This is a genomic window from Atribacter sp. (assembly GCF_035418125.1).
Lineage (GTDB): Bacteria > Atribacterota > Atribacteria > Atribacterales > Atribacteraceae > Atribacter > Atribacter allofermentans.
On the sequence record NZ_DAOLQM010000071.1, the window covers coordinates 1 to 8,702 of the forward strand.

Annotated in this window: 8 protein-coding genes; 4 read left to right on the plus strand and 4 right to left on the minus strand. The window is 38.7% G+C overall.

Going from position 1 to position 8,702, the window contains the following annotated elements; translation table 11 throughout:
- Window positions 1-340 precede the first annotated feature (340 nt).
- Both PLK24_RS05260 and PLK24_RS05265 read left to right on the plus strand, forming a co-directional pair.
- Window positions 341-2,191, plus strand: a complete 1,851-nt coding sequence (locus PLK24_RS05260; RefSeq protein WP_324476982.1) for a S9 family peptidase — start codon at window positions 341-343, stop codon at window positions 2,189-2,191.
- A 46-nt stretch (window positions 2,192-2,237) separates the two neighbouring features.
- Window positions 2,238-2,750: a peroxiredoxin family protein gene (locus PLK24_RS05265; protein WP_324476984.1), complete on the plus strand. Its 513-nt coding sequence runs from the start codon at window positions 2,238-2,240 to the stop codon at window positions 2,748-2,750.
- A 308-nt stretch (window positions 2,751-3,058) separates the two neighbouring features.
- Here PLK24_RS05265 and PLK24_RS05270 read toward each other — a convergent pair whose 3' ends face one another.
- Together PLK24_RS05270 and PLK24_RS05275 are read right to left on the minus strand one after the other, a co-directional pair.
- Entirely contained in the window at window positions 3,059-3,862 is an 804-nt protein-coding gene (locus PLK24_RS05270; RefSeq protein ID WP_324476986.1) for an ATP-binding protein, read from the minus strand.
- Window positions 3,863-4,019: 157 nt separating this feature from the next.
- Window positions 4,020-4,625: a fasciclin domain-containing protein gene (locus PLK24_RS05275; RefSeq protein WP_324476988.1), complete on the minus strand. Its 606-nt coding sequence runs from the start codon at window positions 4,623-4,625 to the stop codon at window positions 4,020-4,022.
- Between the two features lie 135 nt (window positions 4,626-4,760).
- Between PLK24_RS05275 and PLK24_RS05280 the strand changes: the two genes are divergently transcribed.
- On the plus strand, window positions 4,761-6,893 hold the full coding sequence (locus PLK24_RS05280; protein WP_324476990.1) for a Tex family protein: 2,133 nt from the start codon (window positions 4,761-4,763) through the stop codon (window positions 6,891-6,893).
- 158 nt (window positions 6,894-7,051) lie between these two features.
- A complete protein-coding gene (locus PLK24_RS05285) occupies window positions 7,052-7,252 on the plus strand; it encodes a cold-shock protein (protein ID WP_038961595.1) in 201 nt (66 codons plus the stop codon).
- A gap of 234 nt (window positions 7,253-7,486) precedes the next feature.
- Here the strand turns inward: PLK24_RS05285 and xth are convergent, their stop codons facing one another.
- Both xth and PLK24_RS05295 read right to left on the minus strand, forming a co-directional pair.
- Window positions 7,487-8,275, minus strand: a complete 789-nt coding sequence (gene xth, locus PLK24_RS05290) for an exodeoxyribonuclease III (protein ID WP_324476993.1) — start codon at window positions 8,273-8,275, stop codon at window positions 7,487-7,489.
- Between the two features lie 25 nt (window positions 8,276-8,300).
- Window positions 8,301-8,702: hypothetical protein (locus tag PLK24_RS05295; RefSeq protein WP_324476995.1), on the minus strand; the 402-nt coding region annotated here is incomplete at its 5' end.

Below are 8,702 nucleotides of genomic sequence, written 5' to 3' on the forward strand. Positions count from 1 at the left end.
AGGAGTTCAACTGTACTTTGGTTGGACGACGTGGCAATCTCATCTTTTTGAAAGGCCGAGGGGGCGAGGGGGAGAATGGGAGAGGGGGAGAAAAAAAATTAAAGAATAAAAGAAAAAATAAAAAGAAAAGATACTCACGCCCTCAAAAAGCGAGGGCTCAGGATGACGGATTAAAGACACCCTCCCCGCCGTAAGGCGTCATCCCTCCAAGGAGGGGAATTATAAGATGGTATTTTCAGAATAGAAACATGAAGGTTGAAAGGATAATAGATATTGAATTATAATAACCGTCTATGCCTTTTTAAAAGCTTTTCTTTTTTCTGAGGAGGACTGAAAAATAATGAATAAAAAGATCAAAAATAATATCAAAGTACCTTGTTTACCAATGGAGAATTTCTTTCGGAACCCGGAGAAAACGGCTTTCAAATTTTCTCCCGATGGAAAATATCTATCTTACCTTCAACCCTGGAAAAATAGATTGAATATTTATGTTGAACAAATCGCCGACGGGTCGATTGTCCAAATAACTCAAGTTACCGAACGTGATATTGCTGGCTATTTTTGGGCAAATAATTCTCGAATAGCCTATTTAAAAGATACTGGTGGGGATGAAGATTTTAAATTATATGCGGTTAATATAGATGGAACCGAATTAAAAGAATTGACGCCCTTTCCAGGAGTACGTACTGAATTAATTGATGATTTAAAAGATAACGAGAAAGAAATTATTATTGGTCTTAACAAAAGGAATCCTCAATTTTTTGATGCTTATCGAGTTAATGTTTATACTGGAGAAATGGACCTCATTGCAGAAAATCCTGGAAATATTTCTGGTTGGATGACCGATCATGAAGGTCGATTACGAGTTGCGGTGACGACCGATGGAGTGAACTCCAGCCTTCTCTATCGGGATCAGGAAGGCCAACCATTTCGGAGCTTAATTACCACCAATTTCCGCGATACCATTGCTCCGCTTCAATTTACCTATGATAATCAACGATTATATGTTTCTTCTAATTTAGGTCGAGATTTGCAAGCTATATATGAATATGACCCACAGTTGGGGAAAGAAGTAAAACTGATTTATGAAAATTCGGAAGTGGATGTATCGGTTCTTTTGACATCAGATAAAAATAAAAAAATAACCGGTGTAGCCTATGTTACCGATAAGCTACATTATTATTTTTTTGATCGAGAACGGGAAGAAATCCAACAATTTCTTGAAAAAAAACTCCCTGGATATGAAATTTCAATAGCCAGCATGAACCGGGAAGAAGATAAGATCCTGGTTAGAACTTATAGCGATAAATCACGAGGTGCTTACTATTACTATGATCTTCATAATGGAGAATTCAAAAAAATAGTTGAAGTGAGTCCCTGGCTAACGGAAGAATTTTTAGCCGATATGGAACCAATAACCTTTTCCGCCAGAGATGGTATGGTTATTCATGGATATCTGACTCTCCCTCGAACTGATGATTCCAAACACTTATCAGTTGTCGTAAATCCCCATGGAGGTCCTTGGGCAAGAGATGTCTGGGGCTTTAATCCTGAAGTCCAGTTTTTAGCCAATCGTGGGTATGCGATTTTTCAAGTTAATTTTCGTGGATCAACTGGGTATGGGAGAAAATTTTGGGAAGCCGGTTTTAAACAATGGGGTAGAAAGATGCAGGATGACATTACTGATGGAGTCAAATGGTTGATTCAGAAAGGAATTGCTGATCCCAAAAGGATTGCCATTTACGGGGGTTCTTATGGTGGATATGCAGTATTAGCTGGTTTAACCTTTACTCCCGATTTGTATGCAGCCGGAATTGATTATGTGGGAGTTTCCAATATATTTACCCTTTTAGAAACCATTCCTCCCTACTGGGAGCAAGGGCGTCAAATGCTTTACGAAATGATTGGCGATCCGGAAAAAGATCGTGATTTACTCCAGTCAGCATCACCAGTGTTCCATGCGGATAAAATTCGAGCACCCTTGCTGGTTGCTCAGGGGGCGAACGATCCACGAGTTAAAAAAGCGGAATCAGATCAAATTGTTGAAGCTCTTCGCCATAGAGAGGTAGACGTTAAGTATATAGTTAAAGAAAATGAGGGCCATGGTTTTCGAAATGAAGAAAACCGGTTTGATTTTTACCGAGAGATGGAACAATTCTTAGCCAAGCACTTGGACGGAATGATATGTTAGTAAAATGGTTATATTACTTAAAATGTAAAAAAGGAGTGTGTTGAAGATGAAAACAATAATCAAGCTCCTTTGGTTGGTTTTACTTTTTATCATTCCGTTGGGGAGTTTTTCATTTGTTTGGTCTCAAGATCAAACCCAATTAGAAAATTTTCAGCTCAATGACTTTACACTGATGACATTGGATGGTCAAGAAATTACTTTAAGTAAATTAACCGGAAAACCAGTTTTGTTAACATTTTTCTTGACAACCTGTTCTCACTGCCAAGCTGAAAGCGCATCCTTAAATAAAGTCTTTAATAAATACCATGTATCAAAAGAGCTTCAAATTTTAGCGGTTGCCCCACGCATGGATAGCAGGGAGAATCTGGTGAAGTTTATTGATGAATATCAAATCACTTATCCAATTCTTCACGACCAAGAGAATCAGGTGTTAAAACTTTACGGAGTAATTGCGGTTCCCCATAATATATTTATTGACCGAGAAGGAAAGGTTAAAAGAGTCATTACCGGTGAGGTTGATCTGACGACTTTAGAAGAATCTCTTGAGGAAATATGGTAAAAAAAAGTGCGGATATCAACAAACCTATTTGCATTTTTGCCATCAAACGGAAATTTCGCATCTCCACCCCTCCCATAACATCTCAAGAGATTATCCCGTAAGAAGAAAATGCAAAAAATCAGTTTCTCGGTATCCGCACAAATCCCATTATACCATATTTTTATTTTTTTAATAATATAAAGGAAAAATATTTTTTAAATGTTAATGATAGGTTTAAAAGTAACTTAATTTATTTGGATCTATTTATGTAGCGGTATGCCATGGCATACCGAATCTTGGATTTTTATCCTCGAATGCACTTTAACTGCTTATTTAAAAAATACCGATGATGGACAGCACATTTGGTTGTTTATGAGCGATGTGGCCTTTAGTTCTTCTTGCTTTAATATTTCTCCCTTAATGCTGATTTGAGTCATTTTAATTGGAACTTTTGCACCAGATTGAAGGAGAGCATTTTGAACAGTTCGAATTAAACCACGGCAACAAGGAACTTCCATGTAGATAATATCTAACTCTTTTATTCTGTTCTGTCGAAATATCTGAGCCAGTTTTTCTTCATAAAGATCTGCATTATCAAGTTTTGGACATCCGATTAATAATACTTTTCCGGCTAAAAACTTTTCATGAAAAGCCGGATAAGCACAAGGAACACAATCTGCGGCTATGACTAAGCTAGCATTTTTTAAATAGGGTGCTTCGGTTGGAACCAACATTAATTGTACCGGCCAGTTTTCCAAAAGAGATTGACGTTCCTCAACAGGTAAGGAGTTTACAGGTTTTTTTTGTTGACATGAACTCCCCTTTAATGATTGAGCCATAGTTCCAGGACATCCACAAGCGAGGAGGGGTTCAGGCTGGGAAGGAGGTTGGGGTTGGAGACTTTCGTCAAAGGGTTCGGCGATTCTTTCTTCAATTTGCAGAGCACCAGTTGGACATTCTCCAATACAAGCGCCTAAGCCATCGCAATAACTGTCTTTAACCAAACGAGCCTTTCCGTCAATAATTTGAATGGCTCCTTCAGCACAAGCTAATACGCATTGACCGCATCCATTGCATTTTTCCTCATCTATTTTGATAATGTTCCTTCGAACAGTATTCCTTTTGTCCGTCATGGCTATCACACCCCTTATTGCCCATTAAATTGGTTGTTTATTAAATTTTTTCTATTTAGGTATAATAGTACCAGAATATATTAATATGTCAATGATTAATTTTTCACCCTCATCCTCACCTTCTCCCATCAAGGGAGAAGGAATTCTAAATTATTATTTACTGAAGTTGGGACCAGCGGACTTTCCAGGGTATGAGAACCGAATCAATGGTATAGATATTACCATTATTCGTTTCATAAGCAATGCGAGAAAATTCGGCGTTAATTTCACTCATTCTGGGAGCATCATTTATTGCTAATAAAACCTTAGGGTCTTCTTTGCTTTTCATCAAAACCATGGTTGATCCTTCTAAAAGTGTTTTCAAGGTGAGCTTGTTTCCAGGGAGATCACGCCAGGTGATTCGATAAGGAACCATGTGATAGCTGAGAATAGCAGTGAGGATGGGACGGTTTTCTGGTTTAGAGAGAGCCTCTAAGGTATTTTTGGATAAATCTTTAAAAGCGTCATTATTTGGAGCAAAAATAGTTATATTATTAATTTCTCTTAAAGAAATTAATAAGCCCGCATTATCGATGAGTTGTAGTAAAATGGTAAAATTACCATCGGCAGCTAATACATCAACTATATTGGCTTCAATCCTTTGAGTGGACGGGTTAAATCTTCGATTCCGGCTTGAAGCCAAGGGAGAAGCGAACGAGAAATGAGTGAATAGGAATATCGCGATAAAAATCAACGAAATTGGAGAATATCTTTGTTTGGTCATAAATTCTAATCCTCCACAGTATTTGATATTATATTATTCCTATTCAGCATATTGGAAAAGGTTCGTTTCGAAATTAATGAATAATTAGGTTAAAATGAAACTCGATAATCTACTGAAAACCGGGAGGAAAGACCGTTGAGCGATCACATCAAGAAAATAGCCGCAGAACTGAGTATAAATGAAAAACAAGTAAGCGCGGTTGTTGAGCTTCTCAATCAAGACGCCACCATTCCCTTTATTGCTCGTTATCGGAAAGAGGCAACTGGAAGCTTAGACGAAGTAGCAATAACTGAAATAAGAAACCGAATGGACCGCCTTATATTATTGGAGAAAAGAAGAGAAGCGATCTTCAGTGCCATGGAAGAAAGAGGCCAGCTAACCGACGAGATTCGCGAAAAAATGGAAACAGCTGAAACCCTAACCGAGTTAGAAGACCTCTATTTACCCTTTCGACCAAAACGGCGAACCCGAGCGACCATAGCCCGGGAAAAAGGCCTGGAACCTTTAGCTGAAATCCTCTTTAAACAGGAAGAAGAAGATCCCACCGTTTTAGCCGAAGGCTTCCTGGATCAGGAAAAAGGTGTAACAACAGTCGAAGAAGCATTGAAAGGTGCGCAAGATATTATGGCGGAGTGGATGAATGAAGATCAAGAAGCACGGAAAGCTCTCCGAGAATTATTCCTGACTCAAGGGATTATACGTTCCCGGGTAATAAAAGGAAAAGAAACCGAAAGAGTAAAATACCAAGATTATTTTAATTGGAAAGAACCGGTTAAAAGCATACCATCTCATCGGCTTTTAGCGATTCGAAGAGGCGAAAAAGAGATGATTTTATCTCTTCGGATACTCCCCCCGGAAGACATTGCTTTATCGCTCTTGGAATCCTTTTTTGTCAAAGGAACCAATCCTTCTTCGTTGATTGTAAAGGAAGCCAGCCAGGATTGTTATAAAAGGTTGACGGCTCCATCATTAGAAAATGATGTCCGGTTAATCAGCAAAGAAAGAGCTGATCAAGTAGCTATTGAAGTCTTTTCCGAAAACCTTCGTCAATTGTTATTATTTCCACCGCTGGGGCAAAAAAGAGTATTGGCCATCGATCCTGGGTTTCGAACCGGTTGTAAGATAGTTTGTCTCGATAACCAGGGGAATTTATTGCAACATGATACCATCTATCCCCATCCTCCTCAGGAAGACATTGAGTCTGCCAGTAAGCTGGTTTTAAAGAGGTGCCATGAATTTAATATCGAGTGTATCGCGGTTGGGAATGGAACAGCGGGGAGAGAGACCGAAGCTTTTCTGCGCAGCTTAGAAGGATTATCAAAAATTCCCATAATTATGGTCAACGAAAGTGGCGCCTCGGTATATTCTGCATCTGAAGTAGCTCGAAAGGAATTTCCTAACCAGGATGTCACGGTAAGAGGAGCAGTGTCAATTGGTAGAAGATTAATGGATCCTTTAGCTGAACTAGTTAAAATTGATCCAAAATCAATTGGCGTGGGACAATACCAACATGATGTCGATCAAGCTGAACTCAAAAAATCTTTAGATGATGTTGTTATGAGTTGTGTGAATAGTGTTGGGGTGGAAGTGAATACCGCCAGCAAAGAGCTGTTGAGTTATGTTTCTGGGCTTGGTCCCCAATTAGCCCAGGCGATAGTTGATTACCGAAGCCAAAACGGTCCTTTTCGTTCGCGAGATGTTTTAAAAAAGGTTCCTCGCTTGGGTCCTAAGGCATTTGAGCAATCAGCAGGATTCTTGCGAATTCGAGATGGAGAAAACCCCCTTGATGCCAGCGCTGTTCACCCTGAGAGTTATCCTATTATTGAGCAAATAGCTAATGATTTAGAGATTTCTATCATTGAGTTGATCGGAAAAAACGATCTCGCTGAGAAAATTAATCTCAACCACTACCTAAATGATAGAGTAGGACTTCCAACTTTACAGGATATACTAACTGAGCTTTCTAAACCAGGACGGGATCCACGGCAACAATTTGAGTTCTTTCAATTCGCTCCTGGTGTAAATTCGATCGAAGACCTTCAAATTGGAATGAAACTTCCCGGTGTGATAACTAACATCACTGCCTTCGGAGCTTTTGTGGATATTGGTGTTCATCAAGATGGTTTAGTCCACATTAGTCAGTTGTCCCGGAAATATATTAAAAATCCTGCTGAGGTGGTGAAGGTTCATCAAAAGGTAATAGTAATTGTTATCGGAGTTGACCTGGAAAGAAAGCGAATTAACTTATCGATGAAGGAACCAGACTAAATGAAGTATTATTTAATACAAAAAAAACTTTATAAATTAATATAAAATATTGAAATAATCGAATATTTTCCATTGACAATCCGGTTTTTAGGTGATACTATCCTTTCACAGCTTGTAAAAGCTAATACATGTTTCAATTTTTGGAGGTTTAAGTTTAAATGGCAACTGGTAAAGTGAAATGGTTTAATGCATCAAAGGGTTATGGTTTTATTGAATCTGATCAGGGTGGGGACGTTTTTGTTCATTACTCAGCGATCGAAGGTAACGGTTTTCGTACTCTTGAACAGGGACAGACAGTAGAGTTTGAAGTTCAACAGGGGGCAAAAGGACCGCAGGCAGCAAAAGTTAAAAGAATATAATTGAGTGAATAATATTAATTTGCCCGAAAAGCCCTGGAGATTCTCCAGGGCTTTTTTGTTTGGTAAAGCATAGAAAAATTGATTCACAATATACAGTGTATTGGATTCGCATGTCACTTGTTGGCAGTTGAAAAGTAGGGAAAATAGAGTTGCCCCCTCACCTTAATCCTCTCTCACCAGGGGAGAGGAAAGAAGGATAAGTGTGAAAAGAAGGAGATGAGGGTGAAAATTTTATCAATTCAACTGTAAACAGGCGACGACCGGTGTATGATCGGAAGGTTTTTCCCATCCTCGAGGTTCTTTGTCGATATAACAATCAACGGCAAATTTTGCCAATGAAGGAGTACAGAGGATATGATCGAGCCTCCAGCCGATATTGAGACGAAAGGAATTTCTTTCCCGGTAGTCCCAAAAGGAATATTCACCCGGTTGGGAGTTAAATTGACGAAAAAGATCGATCAAACCCCAATTGACGGTATGGTAATAAACTTCACGAACATCTTCATGGAAGCAAACGTGATTCTTTTTTTCTTCTGGATTAGCCACATCAATAGCAGTTGGCGCCACGTTCATATCGCCAACCCAAACTAGAGGATCTTGAAGAGAGAAGTCATTTTTGAACCAATTATGAATTCTTTGAAAAAATCTCATCTTAAATTGGTAGTCAAGATGGTCAATTGATTTTCCTTGAGGAATATATGAATTCAACAGAAAGAAGTGAGGTGTTTGAATTAGGATCAAACGGGTATCGGCAAGGGGATCCTCACTATCATTAAAACCAAAATGAACCCTGATTGGCTCAAAGCGGGTCGCCACTGCAACTCCATTGTAAGCTTTTTGTCCTCGATAGATAATTTGATATCCAAGGTCGTGAAAAAAGTCAACCGGGAAGAATTCATCGGTTACTTTCGTCTCTTGTAAGGCTAATAGCTCTACCGGGTTTTTATGAAGCCACTGTTCTAATATTGGAAGGCGGGACCGGACTGAATTTACGTTAAAAGTTGCAATTTGGATTGGTTTCATAAATCCTCCTTTTTAAATTTTTTATTTATTCTTCTTTGGTATTGAGTTGATCCATTTCTTCGGCTATGGTTTCCCATTTTTGCATAAAGACGGCGAGTTCTTCGTTGATTTCTTTGAGCTCTTTCATTAAAGTTTGAACTTTTTCTGAATCAGTTAATATTGATGGATCACACAAGAGAGATTCATTTTCAGATTTTTTCTTTTCAAGTTTTGAGATGGCATCTTCAACCGGTAATAAACGACTTTGGATTTCTCTTTTTTTCCGGGAAAGGAAGTTTCTGGCTTCAGCTTCAATCCGTCGAATTTCCCGTTTTTTAGATTGAGCTGTCTTTTCTTTTTCAGACTGGTCTGAGTCACCAGAAGAAAGGGCTTGTCGTTGCTCTCTTTTTTCGTTGTAATAAGAATAATTCCCGGGATATTCGTAAAT